This is a genomic window from Variovorax frigidus (assembly GCF_051216515.1).
Taxonomy (GTDB): Bacteria; Pseudomonadota; Gammaproteobacteria; order Burkholderiales; family Burkholderiaceae_C; genus Variovorax.
Window position 1 is genome coordinate 1,085,553 of record NZ_JBPJZF010000001.1, and the last position, 24,009, is coordinate 1,109,561.

A 24,009-nucleotide genomic window follows, 5' to 3' on the forward strand; every position below is an offset into this window, starting at 1 on the left:
GCCATGAATGCACCCTCGCCCACCCTGCCCGCCCTCACGCTGGAAACGCCGGAGATCGACACCAGCCACGATCCGCAGTGGTACCGCGATGCGGTGATCTACCAGCTCAACGTCAAGGCTTTCTTCGACAGCAACAACGACGGCATGGGCGACTTCAAGGGCGTGACCGCGAAGCTCGACTACGTCAAGGAGCTGGGCGTCAACACCATCTGGCTGATGCCCTTCTACCCCTCTCCGCTGCGCGACGACGGCTACGACATCTCCGGCTACGAGGACGTGCATCCGCAGTACGGCACGCTGGCTGATTTCAAGGAGATGCTGGACGCGGCCCATGCGCGCGGCCTGCGCGTGATCACCGAGCTGGTGATCAACCACACCTCGAACGAGCACCCGTGGTTCAAGGCCGCACGGCTCGCGCCGCCGGGCTCGCCCGAGCGCAACTTCTACGTGTGGAGCGACACTGACCAGATCTACCAGGGCACGCGGATCATCTTCACCGACACCGAGACCTCGAACTGGACCTGGGACCCGGTGGCCAAGCAGTACTTCTGGCACCGCTTCTTCAGCCACCAGCCCGACCTCAACTTCGACAATCCGGCGGTGATGGAGGCCATCCTCAAGACGATGCGCTTCTGGCTCGACATGGGCGTCGACGGCTTCCGGCTCGATGCCATTCCCTACCTGGTCGAGCGCGACGGCACCAGCAACGAGAACCTGCCCGAGACGCACGCGGTGATCAAGCAACTGCGCGCCGCGATCGATGCCGAGTACACCAACCGCTTCCTGCTGGCCGAGGCCAACATGTGGCCCGAGGACGTGCGCGAGTATTTCGGCAACGGCGACGAATGCCACATGGCGTACCACTTCCCGCTGATGCCGCGCATGTACATGGCGATCGCGCAGGAAGACCGCGACCCGATCATCGAAATCCTGCAGCAGACGCCCGACATTCCCGACGGCTGCCAGTGGGCGATCTTCCTGCGCAACCACGACGAGCTCACGCTCGAGATGGTGACCAGCAAGGAGCGCGACTACATGTACCGCATGTACGCGGCCGATCCGCGCGCGCGCATCAACCTGGGCATCCGGCGCCGGCTCGCGCCGCTGATGGAAAACGACAACGACCGCATCAAGCTGATGAACAGCATGCTGCTGTCGATGCCGGGCTCGCCCATCATCTACTACGGCGACGAGATCGGCATGGGCGACAACGTGTTCGTAGGCGACCGCAACGGCGTGCGCACGCCGATGCAATGGAGCCCCGACCGCAACGCCGGCTTCTCGCGCGCCGACCCGCAGAGCCTGTACCTGCAGCCCATCATGGACGCGATGTACGGCTACGAGGCGCTCAACGTCGAGACGCAATCGCGCGAAGCCAGCTCGCTGCTCAACTGGACCAAGCGCATGCTGGCCGTGCGCAAGACCAGCCGCGCCTTCGGCCGCGGCCAGCGGCGCTTCCTCAAGCCGGGCAATCGCAAGATCCTGGCCTACCTGAGCGAGCACGAGGACGACACCATCCTCACCGTGTTCAACCTGTCGCGCACCGCGCAGCCGGTCGAACTCGACCTGTCGGTCTTCAAGGGCCGGGTGCCGGTCGAGATGCTGGGCAAGACGCCCTTCCCGCCGATCGGCGACCTGCCCTACCTGCTCACGTTGCCCTCGCACGGCTTCTACTGGTTCCGACTGTCGGCCGAGGCACCCATGCCCAGCTGGCACCAGGAAGGCACGCCGCTGCAGGACCGCGCAGTGCTGGTGCTGTTCGACGGCTGGACCAGCTTCTTCCGCGACCGCGTGATGCCCTGGCGCATCGGCATGGCCGAACGCATGCGGCTGCAGCTGGAAACCGAGACGCTGCCGCGCCATGTCGAGACGCAGCGCTGGTACGCTTCCAAGGGCACCTCGATCCTGCGTGCGCGGATGCGCGACCAGGCGGTCTGGGAAGTCGACGGTCGCAACTGGATGCTGCCGCTGCTCGACCTCGACGGGCCGGCCGAGGCCGCCACCTATTTCATGCCGTTGGCACTGGCCTGGGAAGACAGCGAGGAAGAACGGCTCAAGGCCCTGATGGCCTGCCCGGTCGCCAAGGTGCGCCAGCAGGCCAACGTGGGCGTGATGGCCGATGCCTTCTTCGACGAGAGCTTCTGCCGGGCGCTGGTCGAGGCGATGGGCCGCGGCTCCGAGCTGCCGACCGCCGGCGGCAAGCTGCGCTTCAGTCACACCGCCGCGTTCGCGAGCCTGGCCGGCGACGACGTGGCCTCGCTGCCCGTCACCGCGCCGACCGCGCAGAGCAGCAACACCGTGGTCACGCTGGGCGAGCGCCTGTTCCTCAAGGGCTACCGCCGGCTGCGCGCGGGCATCAACCCCGAGCTCGAGATGGGTCGCTTCCTGACCGAGGTCGCGAAGTACCCGAACTGCGTGCCGGTGGCCGGCGCGTTGGAGTACATGGCCGACGACGGCAGCACCATGACGCTCGCCATGGTCCAGGCCTTCGTGCCCAACCAGGGCGACGGCTGGGACTACACGCTGAGCTACCTCGAGCGCTACCTCGAAGCCTTGCGCACCATGGACGCGCCGCAGCCGGCCGACGTGCACGGCGGCTTCCTCTCGCTCATGCACACGCTGGGCGAGCGCACGGCCGAACTGCATCTTGCGCTGTCCAAGCGCACCGGCAACCCGGCCTTCGACCCCGAGCCGACGACCACGGACGACGTGATCGGTTGGCGCGAGCGCGCCGCCGCAGGTGCGGGCCGCACGCTCGATCGACTGGCCGAGCGCTTGCCCGATCTCACGCCCGAACTGCAGGAGGAGGCCAAGCGCTTGCTGGCGCGCGCGGCCGAAGTGCGGGCCCGCGTGGCCGACTTCCCGCTCGACGGCCAGACCGGCGTCAAGACGCGCTACCACGGCGACTACCACCTGGGCCAGGTCCTGGTCTCGCGCAACGACTTCCTGATCATCGACTTCGAGGGCGAGCCGGCCCGCAGTTTCGAGGAGCGCCGCCAACGCAGCTCGGCACTGCGCGACGTGGCTGGCATGGTGCGTTCGTTCAACTATGCGCGCTGGTCGGCCCTGCGCCGCGTGGCGCAGAGTGCGGACGAACTGGCGCGGCTCGAGCCCGCGGCACGCGACTGGGAAGCCGAGACACGCGCGGCCTTCCTCGCGGCCTACACCGCCCGCATGGCGCAAGGCGGGTCGGCGCAGACGGCCGAGTCCGCCGCCCGCCTGCTCGCGCTCTTCGAATTCGAAAAGGCGATGTACGAGCTGCGCTACGAACTCGACAACCGCCTCGACTGGGTGCAGGTGCCATTGCAGGGCATCCTGGCGCTGGTCGACCGCCACCATTGACTTGAACATCCACGCCACGGCACCGGAGACACACACCATGGAAAATTTCGGCATTCACCTGGAGCCCGCGCGGGCCATCCTGTTCCAGATCGGGGCCTTCCTGCCCCGGCTGCTGATCGCGGTGGTGGTGATCATCGCGGGCTGGCTGCTGGCCAAGGTGGCGCGCTTCGCGGTCGTCAAGGCACTGCGAGCGGTCAACTTCAACGTGCTCACCGAACGCTCGGGCCTCGACGGCTTCCTGCGCCAGGGCGGCATGAACGGCGACACCACCACGGTGTTCGGCGTGCTGGTCTACTGGCTCGTGGTCCTGGCTGCGCTGCTGATCGCCTTCAACGGCCTGGGCCTGACCTACATCACCGACCTGCTGGGCCGCGTGGTCTGGTTCGTGCCCAACGTGTTCGTGGCGCTGCTGGTGCTGGCCTTCGGCTCGTACTTCGCGCGCTTCATCGGCGACACGGTGACCACCTACTGCCGCAACGTGAAGATGCAGGATGCCCTGCTGCTGGGCAAGCTCGCGCAGTACGCGGTGCTGGCCTTCGTGGTGCTGATCGCGCTCGACCAGATCAAGGTCGGCGGCGACATCATCCGCGAGAGCTTCCTGATCCTGCTGGGCGGCGTGGTGTTCGCCATCGCGCTGGCCTTCGGCCTGGGCGGCAAGGACTGGGCCGCCGAGCGCATCGAGGAGTGGTGGCCGCGCCGTGGCCAGGCGCTCAAGGACCGTGCCGATCGACTGACCGACAAGCGCGACAAGCTGCCCTGAGCCGCGCACGCGGCGCCCGCGTTTCTTCCATCTTTCTCTTTCGCCAGGCACCGCTTCCATGAAATCAGCAAACCCGATCCACGTCGTGTGGCCCGGCACCGCCTACCCGCGCGGCGCCACCTGGGACGGCGAGGGCGTGAACTTCGCGCTGTTCTCCCAGCATGCACAGAAGGTCGAGCTCTGCCTGTTCGACGACACCGGCCGCCACGAGCTGCAGCGCATCGTGATGCGCGAGCGCACCGACGACGTCTGGCATTGCTACCTGCCGGAGGCGCGCCCCGGCATGGCCTACGGCTACCGCGTGCACGGCCCCTACAAGCCGGAGGAAGGGCATCGCTTCAACCCGAACAAGCTGCTGATCGACCCCTACGCCAAGGACCTGGTCGGCAAGCTGCGCTGGGGCGATGCGCTCTACGGCTACACCATCGGCAGCAAGCGCGAGGACCTGTCCTTCGACCGCCGCGACAGCGCGGCGCTGATGCCCAAGGGCCGCGTGCTCGAGACCGCCTTCACCTGGGGCGAGGACCGGCGACCGAAGATCGCGCGCCAGGACATGGTGATCTACGAGATGCACGTGCGCGGCTTCACCATGCAGCACCCCGCGGTGCCGCCGGAGCTGCGCGGCACCTACGCGGCACTGGCCACCGCACCCGTGATCGACTATCTGCAGCGCCTGGGCGTGACCACGGTCGAGCTGCTGCCGGTGCACAGCTACCTCAACGACCGCCACCTGGTCGAGAACGGCCTGCAGAACCACTGGGGCTACAACACGCTGGGTTTCTTCGCCCCCGAGATGCGCTACAGCGCGTCGCGCAAGGTCAAGGAATTCAAGACCATGGTGAAGACGCTGCACTCGGCGGGCATCGAGGTGATCCTCGACGTGGTCTACAACCACAGCTGCGAAGGCAACCAGCTCGGCCCCACGCTGTCGCTGCGCGGCGTGGACAACGCGTCCTACTACATCGTCAATTCGGAGAACCGGCGCTACTACGACGACTTCACCGGTTGCGGCAACACGGTCAACCTCGAGCACCCGCGCGCGCTGCAACTGGTCATGGACTCGCTGCGCTACTGGGTCGAGGAGATGCACGTCGACGGCTTCCGCTTCGACCTGGCCTCGGCGCTCGCGCGCGAGTCGGGCAAGGTCGAGAACCTGGGCGGCTTCTTCGATGCGATCCGGCAGGACCCGGTGCTCAACCGCGTCAAGCTGATCGCCGAACCCTGGGACCTGGGCCACGGCGGCTACCAGGTCGGCAACTTCCCGCTGGGCTGGGCCGAGTGGAACGACCAGTACCGCGACAGCATGCGCGGCTACTGGAAGGGCGACGGCGGGCTGCTCGGCGAAGTGGCCAAGCGCCTGACGGGCTCGCAGGACCTGTACGGCTGGTCGGGCAAGCAGCCGCACGCGAGCATCAACTTCATCACCGCGCACGACGGCTTCACCCTGCACGACCTGGTGTCGTACAACGACAAGCACAACGAGGCCAACGGCGAAGGCAACCGCGACGGCAACAGCAACAACGTGTCGTGGAACTGCGGTGTCGAGGGCCCGACCGACGACCCCGAGGTGCGCACGCTGCGCGCGCGCCAGAAGCGCAACATGCTGGCCACGCTGCTGCTGTCCCAAGGCGTGCCGATGCTGCTGGCCGGCGACGAGTCAGGCCACACGCAGAACGGCAACAACAACGTCTACTGCCAGGACAACGCACTGGGGTGGATCGACTGGAACCTCGATGCCGAGCGCGAGGCACTGCGCGACTTCACGCGCCACCTGGTGCATTTCCGCCGCAGCCATCCGTCCTTCGGCCGGCGCAGCTTCTTCCGCGGTGCACCGCTCGACGGTGCCGAGGTCAAGGACCTGGTCTGGTTCCGGCCCGACGGCCAGGAGATGAACCCGGACGACTGGAACGACGGCAATGCGCGCTGCATCGGCATGTTCATGTCGGGCCGCGGCATCGCCGATGTGGGTGCACGCGGCGAGACGCTCGACGACGACGACTTCTTCCTGCTGTTCAACGCCCACCACGAGCACCTCGACTTCGTGCTGCCGATCGACGAAGGCGGCCCTTGGCAGCTCGTGCTCGACACCACCCATGACGCGCTCACCGAAGCGCACCCTCCGCTCGACACCCCGAGCCTGAACCTGCACTGCCGATCGCTGGTGCTGCTGAGCCGACCCGTCAGGAAGACACCATGAAACACCTCCACGCAATGCCCTTCGGCGCCACGCCCCTCGACGGCGGCGGCGTGCGTTTTCGCTACTGGGCCCCCGGCCACGAGCGCGTCGCGCTCGTGCGCGGCGACGACGCGTTGCCCATGGTGCGCAGCGACGACGGCTGGCACGAACTTGTGCTGCCCGAAGCCCAAGCCGGGGACCGCTACCGCTTCCGCCTGGCCGACGGCACGGCCGTGCCCGATCCGGCTTCGCGCCGCAACCCGGACGACGTGCACGGCGCGAGCGAAGTGGTGGACCCGTCCACCTACGCATGGCAGGACGACGCCTGGCGCGGCCGGCCCTGGACCGAGGCCGCGATCTACGAACTGCACATCGGCACCTTCACGCCCGAAGGCACCTTCGCCGCTGCGCAGAAGCGCCTGCCCGAACTGGCGGCGCTGGGCTTCACCGTGATCGAACTCATGCCGGTGGCCGACTTCCCGGGCCAGCGCGGCTGGGGCTACGACGGCGTGCTGCTGTTCGCGCCCGATGCGGCCTACGGCACGCCCGACGAACTCAAGGCCTTCGTCGACGCGGCCCATGCACTGGACCTGATGGTGCTGATCGACGTGGTCTACAACCACTTCGGCCCCGAAGGCAACTACCTGCACGCGGGCAGCCCGGCCTTCTTCAACCCCGCCCACCAGACGCCCTGGGGCGCGGCCATCAACTACGACGGCGAGCACGCGCGCACGGTGCGCGACTTCTTCGTGCACAACGCGCTCTACTGGGTCGAGGAGTTCCGCTTCGACGGCCTGCGCATGGATGCGGTGCACGCGATCCGCGACGACTCCACGCCCGACATCGTGAGCGAGATCTGCGCCGCGTTGCGCGACGGACCGGGCCGCGAACGCCGGGTCCATGTGGTGCTGGAGAACGATGCCAACGGCGCGCACTACCTCGAGCGCGATGCCGACCATGCACCGCTGTGCGCCACCGCGCAGTGGAACGACGACCTGCACCATGCGGCCCATGTGCTGACCACCGGCGAGCGCGACGGCTACTACGCCGACTATGCGGACGACGCGGTCGCGAGCTTCGGCCTCGCGCTGGCGCAGGGCTTCGTCTACCAGGGCCAGCCTTCGCCCTTCCGCAACGGCGAACGCCGCGGCGAACCCAGCGACCGGCTGCCGCTGGCCGCCTTCGTGTCCTTCCTGCAGACGCACGACCAGGTCGGCAACCGCGCCTTCGGCGACCGCATCGCGATGCTGGCCGACCCGGTGCTTCTGCGTACGGCCTATGCCTGCCTGCTGCTGTCGCCGCACACGCCGATGCTGTTCATGGGCGAGGAGTACGCGGCGTCGACGCCCTTCCTCTACTTCTGCGACTTCGGCCCCGAGCTCGCGGCCGCGGTGTCCGAAGGCCGGCGCGCCGAGTTCGGCGGCTTTGCCGCCTTCAAGGACGAGGCCGCGCGCGCGCGGATTCCCGACCCGAATGCGGAATCGAGCTTTCTCGCGTCGAAGCTGAAATGGGAGGAACGCGAGACCGGCGCGCATGCCGAGCTGCTCGCACATGTGCGCGAACTGCTCGCGTTGCGCCGCGACCGGCTCGTGCCGCGGCTCGCAGGGCAGCACAGCGGCGGACGCTTCTGGCGCGACGGCGAAGCGCTGCGCGTCGAATGGACGGTCGGCGGTGCCGCGCCGGGCACGACCGCCAAGCTCCACCTGCTGGCCCATTTCGGCCCCCGGCCCACCGAGGCCGCACCGTTGGCCGGAGACTTGCTTCATGCCTGGGGCATCGAAGCCGGTTCAAACCGACTGCTGCCCGGCGCCGTGTGCGTCACCCTCGAGGAGAACCCGCTTGCCTGACGTCCCGCACCTCCCGCATCTCGGAGAACACGACGCGCTGCAGCGCCTGTGCGCCCATTTCGGCATCGCGACCGACTACCACGACATCTTTGGCCATCGCCACGTCATCGCGCCGACGAATCTGGTCGCGCTGCTCGGCAGCTTCGGCATCGATGCGGCCGCGTTGCCGCAGGAGAGCCTGGCGCAGGTGCAATCGCAGGCCTGGCGCGAAGGCCTGCCCCCGGCCGTGGCGATCGACGCCGGGCGGGCCGGCTGGTCGCTCACGGTGCGCTTGCCCTCCGACGCCAGCGAGGCCGCCTGGGCCGTGCATGCCGAGGACGGCACGCTGCACCATGGCCGCATCGACCTGCGGCATACGCCGGAGATCGCACGCGCCGAGCGCGACGGCATGCCGATGAGCGAACGGCGCCTCACGATCGACCTCGCACTGCCCGTCGGTTATCACCGGCTGAGTCTCGACGGCCTGTCCGGCGAAACGCTGGTGCTGGCCGCGCCGCCGCATTGCTACCGACCGCCCGCGCTGGAGGGCGACGGCCGCGTCTGGGGCCCGGCGGTACAGCTCTATGCGCTGCGCTCGCCCCGCAACTGGGGCATCGGCGACTTCAGCGACCTGGCCCAGCTCGCACAGCAGATCGCGCCGCGCGGCGCCGGCATCATCGGGCTGAACCCGCTGCACGCGCTGTTCCCGCACAACCCGGCGCATGCCAGTCCCTACAGCCCCTCGTCGCGGCTGATGCTCGACGTGCTCTACATCGACGTCGAGGCGGTGGAGGAATTCCGCGACTGCGAGCCTGCGCAACGGCTGGTGCAATCGCCCGAGTTCCAGGCCCGGCTGACCGCGCTGCGCGAAGCCCCGCTGGTCGACTACCCGGGTGTCGCCGCCGCCAAGTTCGAGGTGCTCGAACTGCTGTATGCCCAATTCCGCGCGCAGCAGCGCAGCGGCCGCAGCGCCACCGCGGCCGCCTTCGAGGCCTTCCGCGCGGAACGCGGCGAGGCGTTGCGACGCCATGCGCTGTTCGAGGCGCTGCAGGCGCATTTCTTCGAGACCGATGCGTCGGTCTGGGGCTGGCCGGTCTGGCCCGAGGCCTACCGCGATCCGGCCTCGCCCGAGGTCGCGCGCTTCGCCGAGACGCAGCCCGGGCGCATCGGCTTCTTCGAGTACCTGCAGTGGCAGGCGGCCCGCCAGCTCCAGCGTGCGAGCGACCAGTGCGCGGCACTGGGCATGGCGGTCGGGCTGTACCTGGACCTTGCCGTGTCGGTCGACCGTGCGGGCTCGGATGCCTGGTGCCAGGGCGAGACCTTCGCACACGGTGCGAGCGTGGGCGCACCGCCCGACGAGTTCAATCCGAACGGCCAGGGCTGGGGCCTGCCGCCGCTGCGGCCGGACAAGCTGCGCGCCGACGGCTACCGCTTCTTCGTCGAGACGCTGCGCGCCAACATGCGCGGTGCCGGCGCGCTGCGCATCGACCATGTGATGGGCCTGATGCGCCTGTTCTGGATTCCGCCCGGCAAGACGCCGCACGACGGCGCCTATGTGCACTACGCACTGCACGAGATGCTGGCCGTGGTCGCCATCGAGAGCCAACGCGCGCAGTGCATGGTGATCGGCGAAGACCTGGGCACCGTCGCGGAGGAGATGCGCGGCGCGCTGGCGCGCTTCGAGGTGCTGTCGTACCGCCTGATGTACTTCGAGCGCGGTGCCGACGGCGAATTCAAGGCGCCGGCGGACTATCCGCGCCGTGCGCTGGTGGCGATCAGCACGCACGACCTGGCCACGCTCACCGGCTGGTGGGCCGGCCACGACCTGCGGCTGCGGCTCGCCCTCGGCCTGTTCCCGAGCCAGGCGCTGTTCGAGCAGCAGCTGTTCGACCGCGCGCAGGAGCGCGTGCGCCTGCTGCTCGCGGTGCAGCGTGCGGGCCTGCTGACACCCGACGCGGTGGCCGTGGCCACCGGCGCGCAGGCGCTGGCACCCGAGACCGTGGCCGCGCTGCACGCCTTCATGGCCGGCACGCCGTCGCAGGTCATGATGGTGCAGATCGAGGACGTGATCGGCCAGATCGAGCAGGCCAACATGCCCGGCACCACCGACGCGCATCCGAACTGGCAGCGCAAGCTCACGCTCGACCTGCAGCAACTGGCCACCGACGAAAACGCGTTGCGGCTGTTCAAGACGCTCGAGGCGGTGCGCCCGCACCCGGCCCGCGCGCCGACCGCGCGCCGCGGTGTCGAGACGCTGGTGCCGCGCGCCACCTACCGGTTGCAGTTCCACAAGGACTTCACCTTCGACCACGCGATCGCGGTGCTGCCCTACCTCGCGCGGCTGGGCGTGAGCCACGTCTATTGCTCGCCGATCCAGCGCGCACGCCCGGGCAGCATGCACGGCTACGACGTGGTGGCGCACGACCAGATCAACCCCGAGCTCGGCGGCCCCGAAGGCTTCGAACGCTTCACCGCCGCGCTGCGCGCGCAAGGCATGGGCCAGCTGCTCGACCTGGTGCCCAACCACATGGGCGTGCTGGGCGCCGACAACGCCTGGTGGATGGACGTGCTCGAGAACGGCCCCGCCTCGCTCTACGCGCAGCACTTCGACATCGACTGGCAGCCGCTCAACGCCGAGCTGCACGGCAAGGTGCTGGTGCCGGTGCTGGGCGACCACTACGGCGACGTGCTGGCGCGCGGCGAACTGGTGCTGGCCTTCGACGCCGACACCGGCAGCCTGGCATTGCGCTACCACGACCACCGGTTGCCGCTCGCACCCGAGACCTACCCGCGCGTGCTGGAGCGTGCCCAGGCCCGGCTCGCCGACCCCGACCTGGCGGCCAGCCTGGCCAGCATCGCCACCTCCTTCGGCCACCTGCCCGCACGCGAGGCGCCCGAGCCCGACGCCGTGGCCGAACGCGCGCGCGACAAGGAACTGCTCAAGAGCCGGCTGGGACGGTTGGTGACGCGCCAGCTCGACGTGGCGCAGGCCATCGCCGCCGCGGTGGCCGATCTCAACGCGCCCGCCGAACGCGATGCGCTGCACGACCTCCTCGACGCACAGGCCTACCGCGTCGCCTACTGGCGCGTGGCGGCCGACGAGATCAACTACCGGCGCTTCTTCGACATCAACGAACTGGCCGCGCTGCGCATCGAGCGCGAGCAGGTGTTCGAGGCGACGCAGGGCATGGCGCTGGACCTGGCGGCCGCGGGCGCGGTCGACGGGCTGCGCATCGACCACCCCGACGGCCTGTACGACCCGGCCCAGTACTTCGACCGGCTGCAGCAGGGCTATGCGCGGCGCGCCGGCCTGGTGCTGCCCGGCCCCGACGCGCAGGGCCGGCCCGCGCGACCGCTCTATGTGGTGGCCGAGAAGATCGCCGCCTCGCAGGAAGAAGTGCCGGTGCAATGGGCGATCCACGGCACCACGGGCTATCGCTTCGCGACCGTGGTCAACGGCGTGCTGGTGGACACCGCCGCGGCCGGGCGCTTCGCGCGCATCTGGCGCAGCTTCACCGGCGTGCTCCAGCCCTTCGAGGAGCTGGCCTACGAGGGCAAGCGCGCGATCATGCGCAACGCGCTGTCGTCGGAGCTCAACGTGCTGTCGAGCGAACTGCTGCGCATCGCGCGCGGCGACCGCCGCACCCGCGACTACACGCTCAACACGCTGCGCCGTGCGCTGTCGGAAGTGGCGGCCTGCCTGCCGGTCTACCGCAGCTACATCCTGGAGGCGCCCTCCGACCAGGACCGCCACTACATCGATCGCGCGGTCGACGAGGCGCGCCGGCGCAGCCGCGATGCCGACGGCTCGGTGTTCGACTTCCTGCGGCTCACGCTGCTGGGCGAGACCGTGCCCGATGCAGACGCATCGCTGCGCGCCCGCGCGCTGCGGCTGGCGATCCGCTTCCAGCAGTTCAGCGCGCCGGTCACGGCCAAGGGCGTGGAGGACACGGCCTTCTACCGCTACTTCCCGCTGAGTTCGCTCAACGAAGTGGGCGGCGAACCGGCGCACTTCGGCATGACGGTGGCCGACTTCCACGCCGCCAGTGCCGACCGCGCCGCGCGCTGGCCGCACACCATGCTGGCCACCTCGACACACGACAACAAGCGCTCGGAGGATGTGCGCACGCGCATCGACGTGCTGTCGGAAATGCCGGCCACCTGGCGGCTCGCGCTGCGCCGCTGGCGTGCGATGAACCGCACCGACGAGGCACAGCCCGATCCGTCGGCAGCCGACGAGTACCTGCTCTACCAGACGCTGCTGGGCACGCTGCCCGCGAGCGGGCTGACGGCGGAGGCGCGCGCCGGCTACGTCGAGCGCATCGAAACGTACATGCTCAAGGCCGCGCGCGAGTCCAAGGTCCACACCAGCTGGGTCTTCACCGACCAGTCCTACGAAGACGCGCTGACCGGCTTCGTGCAGCGCATCCTGGCGCGCGTCGACGACAACCCCTTCCTCGACGACCTGCAGGCGCTGGGCCGCACGCTGGCCTGGTTCGGCGCGCTCAACAGCCTGTCGATGACGCTGGTCAAGTACGGCTCGCCGGGCGTGCCCGACCTGTACCAGGGCAACGAACTCACCGACCTGAGCCTGGTCGACCCCGACAACCGGCGCCCGGTCGACTACCCGGCGCGCGCGGGCTGGCTGGACCGGCTGACGGCGCTGAACCGGTCGCCGGCCAAGGCCGAAGGCGCGCACGCGCTGGCCGCCGCGCCACACGACGGCGGTGCCAAGCTGTGGGTGCTGTGGCGCCTGCTGGCGCTGCGCCGCGCCGACCCGGCCCTGTTCCGCGACGGGGACTACACCGCGCTCGCGGCCGAAGGCACGCGTGCCGAGCATGTGCTGGCCTTTTCGCGCCGCCACGAGGGCCGGGCGCTGATCGTGGTCGCGGGGCGGCTGTTCGCCAGGCTGTCGAGCGACGTCGAATGGGCGGCGCCCGAACATGCGGCCGCGCACTGGCTGCCGCTGGGCGAGGCGGTCTGGGGCGAAACGGTGCTGTGCCTGCCAGGCTGGCCGGACGGCACGCGCCTGCGCAACGTGCTCACGGGCGAGGTGCACACCGTGCACGACGGCGCCCTGCGGATGGGCGACCTGTTCGCGCGCTTCCCGGGAGCTGCGCTGGTCGCGGTCGATGCCGCGCCTTGATCGGGGACGGAGGGCGGATCGCGTGCGGTCCGCCCCCTGATTCGACCGATTCCAGAAACAGACCGAACGCGATTCCGCCATTTTTCATTTGATTCCGGCCAACTACGCTGGGGTTTCCTTGTCACTTGTTGGAAATCCAGATGGTCCGCGTTCAATTTTTCCGCCCTTTGTTCTCGCTTGTCGCCGCGCTGAGCCTTGCCGCTCCCGCCTTCGCAGCCGATCGCCTCCAGCTCGAGGTCTACAACCCGGGCGCCAAGGCCATCTTCCCGGTCTCCTCGGTGTTGGTCACCGGTCGGAGCGAGGCCATCCTGGTCGATGCACAGTTCGGCGCCGCGCAGGCGCGGGACGTGGTCGAGAAGATCCGCGCCAGCGGCAGGAAGCTCACCACGATCTACATCAGCCACGGCGACCCGGACTACTACTTCGGCCTCGAAACGGTGAAGGCTGCCTTCCCCGACGCCCGGGTGCTCGCCACCGCGCCGACCGTGGCCCACATCCGCGAGACGGCCGCCGGCAAGCTCGCGTTCTGGGGCCCGAAGCTGGGCGCCGATGCGCCGAAGACGACACTCGTGCCCGAGGTGCTCGAAGGCGACAGCCTGACGCTCGAGGGCCACAAGTTGCAGGTCATGGGCCTGAAGGGGCCGCAGCCGGACCGCAGCTTCGTCTGGATTCCCTCGATCAAGGCCGTGGTCGGCGGCGTCGTGCTGGCCAACAACCTGCACGTGTGGATGGCCGACACGCAGACGCCGCAGTCGCACACCGACTGGCTGTCGACGCTGAAGACCATCGACGGGCTGAAGCCGAAGACCGTGGTACCGGGTCACTTCCTGGCCGGCGCCTCGACGCCGCTGCAGGCGGCCCGCTTCACCGCCGGCTATATCCGCGCCTTCGACACCGAGACCGCGAAGGCCAAGGATTCGGCGGCGCTGATCGAGGCGATGAAAAAGCGCTACCCTGCGCTGGGCGAGACTTCGTCGCTCGAGCTGGGTGCCAAGGTCGCCAAGGGCGAGATGAAGTGGTGAGTGACTGCTGAGCGCCCCGGCGCTCAGGCGATCGCGACCGGGCCGTCTACCGGCAAGCGCGCGGTGAAGCAGGTGCCCGCCTCGGCCGAGGAACTCACCCGCAATTCGCCGCCGTGCGCCAGCACGATCTGCGCGCAGATGTACAGACCGAGTCCGAGGCCACCGCCCGGCACGCTGCTGCGCGGGCGCCAGTAGGGTTCGAACACGCGCGGCAGGTCCTCGGCCCGGATCGGCTCGCCATGGTTGGACACGGCCAGCACCAGCGCATCGTCATCGACCGCGACCCGCACGCTCACCGGCCGGTCGACCGCGCCGTAGGTCAGCGCATTGCCCAGCAGGTTCGACAGCAGTTGCTGCAGCCGGCCGCGATCGCAGTGCACCGCGACGTCGACGGCGATGGATTCGCTGACGGCCCGATGGGGATTGGCCTCGCGCAGTTCGGCCACCACGTCGCTCAGTGCGGCGCCGAGGTCGTCCACCCGCTCGAAGTTCAGGCCCATGTCCGAGCCGAGCCGACCGCGTGCGAAGTCGAGCACGTCGTCGATGAGCCGGGACATGCGCCGCGTGGTCGTGCGCAGGCGCTCGCCGACGCGCACCACGTCCGTTTCAGGTTTGCTGCGCACCAGCACTTCGGCAGCGGCGCCGATGGCGGCCAGCGGGTTGCGCAAATCGTGCCCGAGCACCGCGATGAACTGCTCGCGCAGTTCGGCCGTGGCGCGCGCATCGACCAATGCCGATTCGGTGGCATCCCGGCGGTCTTCGCTTTCCAGCTGCAGCGCGATCAGGTCGGCGAACACCGTGAACATGGTGACCGTGCGGGGGTCCGACACGACGGCCGGGCGCGGATCGATGGCGCACAGGTTGCCGAAGTAGGTGCCGTCGGGCCGGATGATGGGCACCGAGATGTAGCTCTCGATGTTGTAGATGCGCGGCGTGTGGTGGTCGCGGTAGACCGGGTCGAGGCTGGCATGGTCGATCACCACCGGCCGCCGGGCCGTGCGCGCTTCGTTGCACAGCGTGGTCTTCACGTCGAGCTGGCCACCCGCCAGCAACCCGAACCGGATGTTGTCCTGTACCGCGCAGGCGGTCCAGGTGCCGTCCGTCACACGGGCGACTGCCGCAAAGCCCATGCCGGTGTTCTGGCAGATCAGGCGCAGCAGCGAAGGAACGGCGCTGATGCGCGCCACGGCAGCGATGTCGCGGGCGATGGCTTCCGCGCTGTCGCTCATGGTCCCGTTCAGCTCCCGCTGCTCTCGTCCTCGGCGGGCCAGTCGCGGATGTAGGCCTTGAGCATCTTGTTCTCGAAGTTCTGGCTGTCGACCACGGCCTTGGCCACGTCGTAGAAGCTGATCACGCCCATCAGCATGCGCTGGTCCATGACCGGCATGTAGCGCGCGTGGCGGTCCAGCATGATGCGCCGGATCTCGTCGAGGTCGGTCTCGGCGGTGCAGGTGACGGGGGCATCGTCCATGGCCTTGCGCACCAGCGAGCCGCCGATCTGGCCGCCGTTGCGCACGATGGCGGCAATGACCTCGCGGAAGGTGAGCATGCCCACCAGGTCGCCATGTTCCATGACCACGAGCGAGCCGATGTCCTTCTCGGCCATCGTCGTCACGGCATCGGCCAGGGATTCGTCGGGGGTCACGGTGTACAGCGTGTTGCCCTTCACACGCAGGATGTCGCTGACTTTCATCTTTTTTACCTCGGGGTCATCCTCTTCTGACAGGGGCCGGTTTGCATTTTGAATATAGCCCATCTGGCTCACAATAGCCGCCCATCGCACCACACGGTGCGCGCCCTTCCGCCCTGCAGGCGTGACCGGGCGTTACAGGCTTCCAAGACCGACTTCCCAGGAGACCCATGCCAGGCTATTCCGACCCCGGATTCGACACGCTCGCGCTGCACGCCGGCGCCTCGCCCGACCCGACCACCGGCGCGCGCGCCGTGCCGATCCACCTCACGACCTCCTTCGTATTCGAATCGAGCGACCACGCGGCCGCCCTGTTCAACCTCGAACGCGCCGGCCACGTCTACAGCCGCATCAGCAACCCGACCAACGCGGTGCTCGAGCAGCGCGTGTCGGCGCTCGAAGGCGGCATCGGCGCCATCGCCACCGCCAGCGGCCAGGCCGCGCTGCACCTGAGCGTGGCGACGCTGATGGGCGCCGGCTCGCACATCGTGGCCAGCACGGCCCTGTACGGCGGTTCGCAGAACCTGCTGCACTACACGATGCGCCGCTTCGGCATCGAGACCACCTTCGTCAAGCCCAACGACCTCGACGGCTGGCGCGCCGCCATCCGGCCCGAAACCAAACTGCTGTTCGGCGAGACGGTGGGCAACCCGGGCCTGGACGTGCTCGACATCCCGGCCGTGAGCGACATCGCCCATGCGGCCGGCGTGCCGCTCCTGGTCGACTCGACGCTGACCTCGCCCTACCTGATCAAGCCCTTCGACCACGGCGCCGACCTGGTCTACCACTCGGCGACCAAGTTCCTGTCGGGCCACGGCACCGTGATCGGCGGCGTGGTGGTCGACGGCGGCAGTTTCGACTGGGACAAGTCGGGCAAGTTCGCCGAGCTGAGCCAGGCCTACGACGGCTTCCACAACATGGTGTTCAGCGAGGAAAGCACGGTCGGCGCCTTCCTGCTGCGCGCGCGCCGCGAGGGCCTGCGCGACTTCGGCGCCTCGATGAGCCCGCACACGGCCTGGCTGATCCTGCAGGGCATCGAGACGCTGCCGCTGCGCATGGAGCGCCACATCGACAACACGCAGAAGGTGGTCGAGTTCCTGGCCGAGCACCCCTTCGTCTCGCGCGTGGGCCATCCGCTGATCCCCTCGCACCCCAGCCACACACTGGCGAAGAAGCTGCTGCGCCACGGCGCGCGCGGCGCGGGCGCGGTGTTCAGCTTCGACATCAAGGGCAGCCGCGCGCAGGGCAAGGCCTTCATCGAGGCGCTCAAGCTGTTCAGCCACCTGGCCAACGTGGGCGACTGCCGCAGCCTGGTGATCCACCCGGCCAGCACCACGCATTTCCGCATGAGCGACGAAGCACTGGCCGGCGCCGGCATCGGCCAGGGCACGATCCGGCTGTCGATCGGCCTGGAAGACCCGGCCGACCTGATCGACGACCTCAAGCGCGCCCTCAAGGCCGCAGAAAAGGCGGGGACCTGAGATGGAACTCCTCGTCAACGGCCACCGCACCTACGCCTACACCGGCGGCAAGTCCATCGACGCGGCCAAGCCCACGGTCGTGTTCATCCACGGCGTGCTCAACGACCACAGCGTGTGGATCCTGCAGAGCCGCTGGTTCGCCAACCACGGCTGGAACGTGCTGGCGATCGACCTGCCCGGCCACTGCAAGAGCGAAGGCCCGGCGCCGGCCAGCGTGGAGGATGCGGCGCAGTTCGTGATCGCGCTGCTCGACGCGGCCGGCATCGACAAGGCGGCGCTCATCGGCCACAGCTTCGGCTCGCTGATCGCGCTGGAGACCGCGGCCCGCGCGCCGCAGCGCGTGACGCACCTGGCGATGGTCGGCACGGCCTACCCGATGGTGGTGTCGCCCGCGCTGCTCGACGGTGCGCTCAACGACCCGGAGCGTGCGATCGCCATGGTCAACACCTTCTCGCATTCGATGATGGCGCCGCCGCCCTCCTCGCTGGGGCCGGGCACCTGGCTGCACGGCAGCTCGCGCGCGCTGATGCGCCGCGTGCTGGCGAGCAACCGCGACGCCAACGTGTTCCACATCGGCTTCAAGGCCTGCAACGACTACGCCAACGGCGAGGCCGCGATCGCCCAGGTGCAGTGCCCGGTGCTGTTCCTGCTCGGCGAAGCCGACCAGATGACACCACCGCGCGCGGCCAAGGCACTGATCGGCAAGGCGCCCCAGGCCCAGGTGGTGACGGTCCAGGCCGGCCATGCGCTGATGAGCGAGGCGCCCGACGCCGTGCTGTTCGCGCTGCGTGACTTCGTGTCCTGACCCCCGGCGGCCGCGGCCCTACTCCGCAGCGATGCCCGCGCGGTGGGCCAGCGCGCGATAGCGCGCGATCTCGCCTTCCATCTGCTGGCGGAAGGCCGCCGCGCCGATGACCACCGGCTCCATGCCCTGCGCGCGCAGCTGCGCCTGCAGGGCCGGGCTGGCCATGGTGGCGCCGACGGCCTGCACCAGCTTGTCGATCACCGGGGCCGGCGTGCGGGCCGGCGCCGCGAAGCCGTACCAGGCGTCGAAGGTGGCCTCGGGCAGGCCCTGCTCGGCCAACGTGCGGACGTCCGGCAGCAGGCTCGAGCGCGTCGCGCCCACGATGCCCAGCGCGCGCAGCTTGCCCGAGCGCACATGCGGCGCCACCGAGGCCACGGTGTCGAGGCCGATCTCGATCTCGCCGCCGATCACCGCCATCGCGCCCTGCGCGCTGCCCTTGTACGGGATGTCCTGCAGCTGGATGCCCGCGGCCAGCGCCAGCAGTTCACCCGCGAGGTGCGGCCCCGAACCGGCACCGAAGGTGGCGTAGCGCAGGCCCTTGGGCCGGGCCTTGGCGGCGGCGATCAGTTCGGGCAGCGAGCGGTACGGCGTGCCCTGCCCCACCACCAGCACCAGCGGCGTGCGCGCGACGATCGCGATCGGTGCGAGGTCTCGCACCGGGTCGTAGGGCAGCTTCGCGCGCAGCGCCGGGTTCACGCTGTAGCTGGTCGAGCCGGAGAGCAGCAAGGTGTAGCCGTCGGGCGCGGCCTTGGCGACCGCGTCGGTGCCGATGATGGTGGAAGCGCCGGGCTTGTTCTCGATCACGACCGGCTGGCCCAGCCGCTCCGACAGCGCCTGCCCCATGCCGCGCGCCACGATGTCGGTGCCGCCGCCCGGCGGGAAGGGAACGATCAGCCTGATCGGGCGTTCGGGCCAGGCGTTCGGCTGCGCCAGTGCGGGCATGGCAGCAAGCCACAGGGTGGAGGCGCCGAGCAGCAGATGGCGACGGGTGTGGAGGTGGGTCATGGTGCGTACGAAGAAATAGAAAGAACAATCAGGCGGTGTGCGGCGACAGCCGGCCCGCGGCCCAGGGCGCGCGGCCAGGCTCGCCCAGGTCCCAGTAGAGGCCGGCCATGATCTGCAGCCCCTCGCGCGCCAGGGGCGCCAGCAGGTGCTCGTTGGGCGCGTGCTGCGCGCAGGCCGGGTACGAATGCGGCACCCACAGCGTCGGCAGGCCCAGCAGGCTGGCGAACACGTCGTTGGGCAGCGAGCCTGCGAGGTTGGGCAGCAGGTCGACGCGCCGGCCGCTGCTCTGCGCGATCGACGCGCGAGCCCAGTCGACCCAGGGGTTGGCCAGGTCCAGCCGCGTGGCCGCGCCGCTCAGCGTGACCTGCACCTCGACCTGCGCGAAGCCGTGGGCGTCGAGGTGCGCGCGAACGATCTGTTGCAGGTCCTGCCAGGGCGTGCCGACCACGAAGCGCAGCTGGCAGTGCGCGACCGCCTCGGCGGGAATCGCATTCACCGGCCGCTGGGCCGAGCCCGCGCCCAGCGCCAGCACCTCGAGGGTGTTCCAGCCCACGAGCCGCTCGGCGGGCGTGAGGCCGGGTTCGCCCCAGCTTTCGTCGACCGCCGGATCGTCGGCGCCGCCGCCGATCACGATGTCCGCCAGCGCATCGCGCACCGCCGGCGTGAGCGGCGGCGGGCGCAGCGCGTCGACGAGGATGCGGCCGTGCGCGTCGACCAGCGAAGCCACCGCGTGGCTCAGCACTGTGCCGGGGTTGAGCAGCGCGCCGCCCCAGTTGCCCGAGTGGTAGCCGCGCGGCCGCGCGCGCAGCCGCAGGCTGAAGTTGACCGCGCCGCGCGAGCCCAGGAAAAGCGTGGGCCGCTCGGCGCTGACCCGCGGGCCGTCGCTGGCCAGAAACAGGTCGGCGCGCAGCTTGTCGCGCTCCTGCACGCACACCGCGTGCAGGCCGGGCGATGCGGCCTCCTCACCCATCTCGATCAGCCAGGTCAGGTTGTAGCCGAGCCGTCCGCCGCGCGCCTGCAGCACGGCCGCGAGTCCGCCGAGAGCGATGCTGTGCTGGCCCTTGTTGTCGGCCGTGCCGCGGCCGTACCAGCGCTCGCCGCGCACGGTGAGCGCCCAGGGGCCGAGGCCCTCGTCCCATTGCGCGTCCTGCCCGCTCACCACGTCGCCGTGGCCGTAGCTCAGCACGGTGGGCAGCGCAGGGTCCTCGATGCGCCGCGCGATCAGGAAAGGACCGCCGCCGGGCACCGGGTTGGCGATGACCTCGGCCTCGAAGCCCAGCGCGGCCAGCGGCGGCATGAGTTCCTCGCGCAGGTAGGCCTCGAGCGCGGGCGTGGCCGCGCCGGTGTCGCTCTCGGTGCGGAAGGCGATGCGGCGCTGCAAGTCGGCGAAGAAGCGGCCGTCGTCGAAATAGGCGGCGGCGGCGGCGAGGCTGTCGTTGCGTTGCATGGGCGGATTCCTGTGTGTGCTTGGGATGCAGCAAGTACAAGGCCTGAACGCCGATGCTTCCAGCACCGTTTTCGCAAGCTACCATTGCCTTGAAAGCAATACCTCTGCGCCATGTCCCTCCCCCTGCTCAGCATCCCGATGCGTCATTTCCTCGAAGTGGCGCGCAGCGGCTCGGTCAACCAGGCCGCGGCGCGGCTGTTCGTGGCCTCGTCGGCCGTGAGCCGCCAGATCGCGAAGCTGGAGGACAGCCTGGGCACGCCGCTGTTCGAGCGGCATGCGCGCGGCATGGCGCTGACCGCGGCCGGCGAACGGCTGGCCGCGCATCTGCGCAATGCGCAGCGCGACATCGAGCAGGTGGTGGAGGAAGTCCGCGACCTCGGCGGCCAGGGCGCGCGCCGCATCCGCATGGCCTGCACCGAGGGCTTCGCGGGCCATTTCATGCCGCTGGTGATGCGCAGCTTCGAGGCCGCGCATCCGGGCTGCCAGCTCGAGCTGCACGTGGGTTCGCCCGACGGCGTGAGCGCGTTGCTGGCGCGCGGCGAGACCGACATCGCGCTCAAGTACGTGGTCGCGCCCGAGCCCGGCCTTCGCATCGCGCATGCGGCCAACGCGCCGGTGTTCGCGGTGCTGCGGCCCGACCATCCGCTGGCGCGCCAGCGCATGGTGTCGGTGGCCGATGCGGTGCGCTACCCGCTGGCCGTGGGCGACAAGGGCGTCACGGCGCGCCAGCTGTTCGACCAGGCCTGCAGCTTGCAGGGCCTGCAGTACCGCGCGCTCTTCGTGAGCAATTTTTCGTCGGTGCTGCTGCCGCTGCTGCGCACGCCCGACGTGATGCTGTCGGGGCACCTGACCGTGGTGCACCTGATCGAGGCGGGCCAGGTGGTGGCGCGGCCCTTCGCCGAGGCACCGCTGCAGCAGCGCCAGCTGCAGGTGCTGGCGCTCGAGGGCCGCACGCTGCCGCCGCTGGTCGAGGCCTTCGTGCAGCACCTGGTGCACGCGATCGCCAACGCCGGGCGGCGCAAGCGGGGCCGCGCGCGGCGCTGAAACTCAGGCCGGCGCGTCAGCGCCTAAGACCGGGATGTTCAGGGGAAGCGCCGGTCAGACCGAGAAGGCCGCCGGCGACTGGTTCAGCGCCGCCAGCAGCGCCGCGACGTCGGCGCTCGAGGGCTTGGGCGATTGCAGGGCGTCGAGCAGGCGCGAAAGCGTCTCGGCGTGCGGCAGCAGCGGCCCGAGAAAACGCGTGCCGTCGGCGCCGGCCACCAGCAGGGTCGGGAAGGTCTCGACGTCGAAGGCATCGGCGATCTCGGCATGGTCCTCGATGTCGACCCAGGCGAAGCGGAATTGCGGATGCGCGCGCGCCACCTGTTCGAGCAGCGGCCGGTAGTCGCGGCAGGCGCCGCACCATTCGGCGCACAGGCACACGACCCAGGGCGCACCGCTGCCGGGCGCGGCGGAAGCGGTGCTGGCGGCTGTGGCGGGAAGGGCGCTCAAGGCGGATGCTTCGAAGAGGTGATCGGAAAAGCCGGATGGTGCGGCCGGGAGGTCGTGGCTATTATGAACAAGGCCTTCGCGCCATACCCGGCGGCCACCAGGAGACGCACATGGACACCACGACTGGCACGGCATCTGCCGCCGATCCCCGCCGTTTCAAGAGCTTCGCCGAGTTCTATCCCTTCTACCTGAGCGAGCACGCCGACCGCACCTGCCGACGGCTGCACTTCGCGGGATCGACGATCTCCCTGCTCTGCGTGGCAGCGGCGGTGGTCACGCTGAACCCTTGGTGGCTGCTGGCCGGCCTGGTCGCCGGCTACGCGTTCGCCTGGATCGGCCATTTCGGCTTCGAAAAGAACAAGCCGGCCTCGTTCAAGCGGCCGCTCTATTCCTTCATGGGCGACTGGGCGATGTACCGCGACATCTGGCGAGGCAGGGTGAAAATCGACTAACCCCCAGTCTTCGCGCACTTCGTGTCGCTTCGCCAACCCCCTTCCAGGGGGCAACACCAGCGGCCCGGCAAAGCCGGTTCCGCGGTGTTTCTGGAGCAATCCGGAACGTTGCTAGACAAGGAGCACGTCGCCCAGTCTCAGGGAGCGCAGCGGCCCCTTCTGCCAGAGGTTGTCGAGCGGCTCCGCCCGGGGCATCAGCAAGGCCTCGATGAGCGGTGCCATGGGCGTGGCCGGATCGGCCAGCAGGATGTAGCGCGGGTTCTCGTCGGCGGTCTGTTCGTCCAGCGGCGCGATCCAGTCGAGCGCCACCAGCGTCTCGAGCACCGGCGCCAGCTGAAGGGCATCGACACGCATGCGTGCCACCAGATCGGCCGCACCCACGCCGCGGACCGGCTCGGCCTGCGCGCGCGCCAGGCGCTGCAGCACCTCCATCGCGAGCTGCATCGGCCAGCCGGCGGTGCCGCCACGGCGCGCCACGCCGGTCAGCAGGCTGGGCAGGTAGGCCGCGATGACCGCGCCCAGCAGCACGATGACCCAGGCCACGTAGATCCAGACCAGCAGGATCGGGAAAGTGGCGAAGGCGCCGTAGAGCACCGAATAGGTCGGCACCAGGCTCAGGTAGTAGGCCAGCACGCGCTTGGCGATCTCGATGGCCGCGGCCACGAACAGGCCACCGGCCCAGGCATGCGCCCAGCGCACGTGGGTGTTGGGCACGTAGTGGTAGAGCGACGCCATGCCGGCCGCGAGCAGCAGGAATTCGAAGCTGTCGAACACCAGCTTGACCATCGCCCCACCCACCACCTCGCGCGAGGCCGAGAACACGTAGGAGGTGGTCGACAGGCTGACCGCCAGGATCAGCGGCCCGAGCGTGATCGCGGCCCAATAGATCAGCACCCGCTGCGCGAAAGGCCGGGGCGTCCGCACACGCCAGATGTTGTTGAGCGTCTTGTCGATGGTGAGGATCAGGGCGATGGCGGTGATCAGCAACACGATCAGGCCCGCGATGCCCAAGCCGCTGGCCTTGCTCGCGAACTGGTTGAGGTAGCCCAGCACCTGGCGCGCGATGTTGTCGGGGACCAGACTCTCGATCAGCCAGCGCTGCAGCCGGCCCTGCATCTTGGCGAACATCGGGAACACCGTGAACAGTGCCAGCGCCACCGTGAAGAAGGGCACCATCGCGATGGTGGTGGTGAAGGTGAGGCTGCTGGCCGTGAGCCCGAGCCGGTCTTCGCGGAAACGCTCGCCCAGCACGGCCGCGGTGTTTCCCCACGGAAAATGCGAAAGGTCCCTCCACCATTGCCGACGATTCATGGCCGGTATCATAGGGATGCCAACCACCCCCCAGTCTTCGCGCACTTCGTGTCGC

At 69.5% G+C, this 24,009-nt stretch carries 16 protein-coding genes; 10 read left to right on the forward strand and 6 right to left on the reverse strand.

All coding sequences use genetic code 11. The features are described from left to right. The first annotated feature begins 3 nt into the window (after nucleotides 1-3). The 6 genes from treS (at nucleotide 4) to ACSFBC_RS05115 (ending at nucleotide 14,272) form a co-directional block, all read left to right on the forward strand. Nucleotides 4-3,342 carry a maltose alpha-D-glucosyltransferase gene (gene treS / locus ACSFBC_RS05090; protein WP_435509209.1) on the forward strand — a complete coding sequence of 1,113 codons (3,339 nt, stop codon included), beginning with the start codon at nucleotides 4-6 and terminating at the stop codon, nucleotides 3,340-3,342. Nucleotides 3,343-3,379: 37 nt separating this feature from the next. Continuing rightward, nucleotides 3,380-4,102 carry a mechanosensitive ion channel family protein gene (locus ACSFBC_RS05095; protein ID WP_435509210.1) on the forward strand — a complete coding sequence of 241 codons (723 nt, stop codon included), beginning with the start codon at nucleotides 3,380-3,382 and terminating at the stop codon, nucleotides 4,100-4,102. Nucleotides 4,103-4,160: 58 nt separating this feature from the next. Next, on the forward strand, nucleotides 4,161-6,299 hold the full coding sequence (gene glgX / locus ACSFBC_RS05100) for a glycogen debranching protein GlgX (RefSeq protein WP_435509211.1): 2,139 nt from the start codon (nucleotides 4,161-4,163) through the stop codon (nucleotides 6,297-6,299). Beyond that, a complete protein-coding gene (gene treZ / locus ACSFBC_RS05105; protein WP_435509212.1) occupies nucleotides 6,296-8,125 on the forward strand; it encodes a malto-oligosyltrehalose trehalohydrolase in 1,830 nt (609 codons plus the stop codon). Before glgX ends, treZ begins: the two co-directional genes overlap by 4 nt. Beyond that, complete coding sequence (locus ACSFBC_RS05110; RefSeq protein ID WP_435509213.1) at nucleotides 8,118-13,250, forward strand: malto-oligosyltrehalose synthase; 5,133 nt, start codon at nucleotides 8,118-8,120, stop codon at nucleotides 13,248-13,250. Before treZ ends, ACSFBC_RS05110 begins: the two co-directional genes overlap by 8 nt. A 140-nt stretch (nucleotides 13,251-13,390) precedes the next feature. Beyond that, nucleotides 13,391-14,272 carry an MBL fold metallo-hydrolase gene (locus ACSFBC_RS05115; protein WP_435509214.1) on the forward strand — a complete coding sequence of 294 codons (882 nt, stop codon included), beginning with the start codon at nucleotides 13,391-13,393 and terminating at the stop codon, nucleotides 14,270-14,272. Between the two features lie 23 nt (nucleotides 14,273-14,295). On the opposite strand, the gene ACSFBC_RS05120 is transcribed toward ACSFBC_RS05115, so the two are convergent. Together ACSFBC_RS05120 and ACSFBC_RS05125 are read right to left on the reverse strand one after the other, a co-directional pair. Further along, entirely contained in the window at nucleotides 14,296-15,501 is a 1,206-nt protein-coding gene (locus ACSFBC_RS05120; protein ID WP_435509215.1) for a GAF domain-containing sensor histidine kinase, read from the reverse strand. An 8-nt stretch (nucleotides 15,502-15,509) separates the two neighbouring features. Next, entirely contained in the window at nucleotides 15,510-15,965 is a 456-nt protein-coding gene (locus tag ACSFBC_RS05125; protein WP_435509216.1) for a CBS domain-containing protein, read from the reverse strand. A gap of 167 nt (nucleotides 15,966-16,132) precedes the next feature. On the opposite strand from ACSFBC_RS05125, the gene ACSFBC_RS05130 reads away from it, so the two are divergent. Together ACSFBC_RS05130 and ACSFBC_RS05135 are read left to right on the forward strand one after the other, a co-directional pair. After that, on the forward strand, nucleotides 16,133-17,443 hold the full coding sequence (locus ACSFBC_RS05130) for an O-acetylhomoserine aminocarboxypropyltransferase (RefSeq protein ID WP_435509217.1): 1,311 nt from the start codon (nucleotides 16,133-16,135) through the stop codon (nucleotides 17,441-17,443). Nucleotide 17,444: 1 nt separating this feature from the next. Continuing rightward, on the forward strand, nucleotides 17,445-18,248 hold the full coding sequence (locus ACSFBC_RS05135) for an alpha/beta fold hydrolase (RefSeq protein ID WP_435509218.1): 804 nt from the start codon (nucleotides 17,445-17,447) through the stop codon (nucleotides 18,246-18,248). Nucleotides 18,249-18,266: 18 nt separating this feature from the next. Here the strand turns inward: ACSFBC_RS05135 and ACSFBC_RS05140 are convergent, their stop codons facing one another. After that, nucleotides 18,267-19,253 carry a Bug family tripartite tricarboxylate transporter substrate binding protein gene (locus tag ACSFBC_RS05140; protein WP_435509219.1) on the reverse strand — a complete coding sequence of 329 codons (987 nt, stop codon included), beginning with the start codon at nucleotides 19,251-19,253 and terminating at the stop codon, nucleotides 18,267-18,269. Between the two features lie 28 nt (nucleotides 19,254-19,281). Continuing rightward, nucleotides 19,282-20,700, reverse strand: a complete 1,419-nt coding sequence (locus ACSFBC_RS05145) for a M20 family metallopeptidase (protein WP_435509220.1) — start codon at nucleotides 20,698-20,700, stop codon at nucleotides 19,282-19,284. A gap of 111 nt (nucleotides 20,701-20,811) precedes the next feature. On the opposite strand from ACSFBC_RS05145, the gene ACSFBC_RS05150 reads away from it, so the two are divergent. Further along, nucleotides 20,812-21,744: a LysR family transcriptional regulator gene (locus ACSFBC_RS05150; protein ID WP_435509221.1), complete on the forward strand. Its 933-nt coding sequence runs from the start codon at nucleotides 20,812-20,814 to the stop codon at nucleotides 21,742-21,744. Between the two features lie 54 nt (nucleotides 21,745-21,798). Here the strand turns inward: ACSFBC_RS05150 and ACSFBC_RS05155 are convergent, their stop codons facing one another. Beyond that, nucleotides 21,799-22,191: a thioredoxin family protein gene (locus ACSFBC_RS05155; RefSeq protein WP_435509222.1), complete on the reverse strand. Its 393-nt coding sequence runs from the start codon at nucleotides 22,189-22,191 to the stop codon at nucleotides 21,799-21,801. Between the two features lie 110 nt (nucleotides 22,192-22,301). Here ACSFBC_RS05155 and ACSFBC_RS05160 point away from each other — a divergent pair, with 110 nt between their 5' ends. Beyond that, nucleotides 22,302-22,643 (forward strand): Mpo1-like protein, encoded by a 342-nt coding sequence (locus tag ACSFBC_RS05160; RefSeq protein ID WP_435509223.1) that lies wholly within the window; start codon nucleotides 22,302-22,304, stop codon nucleotides 22,641-22,643. 111 nt (nucleotides 22,644-22,754) lie between these two features. On the opposite strand, the gene ACSFBC_RS05165 is transcribed toward ACSFBC_RS05160, so the two are convergent. Next, nucleotides 22,755-23,966 carry a YihY family inner membrane protein gene (locus tag ACSFBC_RS05165; RefSeq protein ID WP_435509271.1) on the reverse strand — a complete coding sequence of 404 codons (1,212 nt, stop codon included), beginning with the start codon at nucleotides 23,964-23,966 and terminating at the stop codon, nucleotides 22,755-22,757. Between the last annotated feature and the right edge of the window lie 43 nt (nucleotides 23,967-24,009).